1 protein-coding gene is annotated in these 2219 nt (G+C 65.3%); it reads right to left on the minus strand.

Going from position 1 to position 2219, the window contains the following annotated elements:
- A partial coding sequence (locus ACXJMZ_RS37095) for a DUF11 domain-containing protein (RefSeq protein WP_457034398.1) occupies positions 1 to 2219 on the minus strand: 2219 nt, incomplete at both ends.

Consider the following 2219-nt stretch of genomic DNA (forward strand, 5'->3'; position numbering starts at 1 on the left):
GGCGGGTTCGGGCCAGGCCCCGGACCGGGCAGACCACCGGTCGACGCATCCGACGTGTTGTTCGACAGATCCGGATCGGCGCTGTCGGTCGCGACCTTCGCCTGGTTCCGCACATCACTGCCATCACCCGCGTACGCCGGGTCCAGCTGCACCTTGATCGTGTAGGCCTTCGACGCCTTCGCCGCCAACGTAGCAAGCTCGGGACAGCTCACATCCTGACCGGTCGCCGTACAACCATCGCTCGCCGAAACGAACTTCAACATCGCAGGCAACGCATCAGTCACCACCAGACCCGAAGCCTGCGAGGGACCATTGTTCGTCACCGTCACCGTGTAGTCGAACGACTCACCCGCGGCGACCGAAGTAGCCGAGGCCGGCTTCTTCGTGATCGCGACATCGGCCTTCACCGGGGAGGGCGGGTTCGGGCCAGGCCCCGGACCGGGCAGACCACCGGTCGACGCGTCGGAGGTGTTGTTGGTCAGGTCCGGGTCGGAGGTGTCCGTGGCCACCTTGGCCTGATTGCGCACATCCGAACCGTCACCGGAGTACGCCGGGTCCAGCTGCACGGTGATCGTGTACGCCTTCGCCGCCTTCGCCACCAACGTGCCCAGCTTCGGACAGGTCACATCCCGACCGGTTGCAGTGCAACTGTCGCTCGCCGAAACGAACTTCAGCATGACCGGCAGTGCATCAGTCACCACCAGACCCGACGCCTGCGAGGGACCGTTGTTCGTCACCGTGATCGCGTAGTCGAAGGTCTCACCGGGTGCGACCGCGGCACTCGATGCGGGCTTCTTCGCGATCGCCACGTCGGCCTTCACCGGCGCCGGCGGGTTCGGACCGGGACCCGGGCCGGGCAGACCACCGGTCGAGGCGTCGGAGGTGTTGTTCGACAGATCCGGGTCGGCAGTATCGGTGGCTACCCTGGCCTGGTTACGAACGTCCGAACCGTCACCGGAGTAGGCCGGGTCCAGCTGCACGGTGATCGTGTATGTCTTCGAAGCTTTCGCCACCAACGTAGCGAGCTTGGGACAGCTCACATCCTGACCGGTCGCCGTGCAACTGTCGCTCGCTGAAACGAACTTCAGCACAGCGGGCAACGCATCCGTGACCACCAGGCCCTTCGCATCCGACGGCCCGTTGTTCGTCACGGTGACCGTGTAGTCGAAGGACTCACCAGGCGCGATCGAGGTGGTCGACGCCGGCTTCTTCGTGATGGCGACATCTGTCTTGGCCGGGTTGGGCGGGTTCGGGCCGGGCCCCGGGCCGGGCAGACCACCGGTCGACGCATCCGACGTGTTGTTCGACAGATCCGGATCTCCACTGTCGGTGGCCACCTTCGCCTGGTTCCGCACATCACTGCCATCACCCGCGTACGCCGGGTCCAGCTGCACGGTGATCGTGAAGGTCTTCGACGCCTTCGCCGCCAACGTGGCCAACTTCGGGCAACTCACGTTCTTCCCGGTCGCCGTGCAACTATCGCTCGCCGAAACGAACTTCAACATGACCGGCAGCGCATCAGTCACCACCAGACCCGAAGCCTGCGAGGGACCATTGTTCGTCACCGTCACCGTGTAGTCGAACGACTCACCCGCAGCAACCGCCGTAGTCGACGCCGACTTCTTGGCGATCGCCACATCGGCTTTCACCGGAGCAGGCGGATTCGGACCGGGCCCCGGACCCGGCAGACCACCGGTCGACGCATCCGACGTGTTGTTCGACAGATCCGGATCGGCGCTGTCGGTCGCAACCTTCGCCTGGTTCCGCACACCAGTGCCATCACCCGCGTACGCCGGGTCCAGCTGCACTTTGATCGTGAACGTCTTCGACGCCTTCGCCGCCAACGTAACCAGCTTGGGGCAGCTCACATCCTGACCGACAGCAGTACAACCGTCAGACGAAGAAACGAACTTCAGCACAGCGGGCATTGCATCGGTGACCACCAGGCCCGAAGCCTGCGAGGGACCGTTGTTCGTCACCGTCACCGTGTAGTCGAACGTCTCACCCGGGGCCACCAGGGTGCTCGACGCTGGCTTCTTCGCGATCGCCACGTCGGCCTTCACCGGCGCCGGCGGGTTCGGGCCAGGCCCCGGACCGGGCAGACCACCGGTCGACGCATCCGACGTGTTGTTCGACAGATCCGGATCGGCGCTGTCGGTCGCGACCTTCGCCTGGTTCCGCACATCACTGCCATCACCCGCGTACGCCGGGTCCAGCTG

The sequence above is a fragment of the Kitasatospora sp. P5_F3 genome (assembly GCF_054049135.1).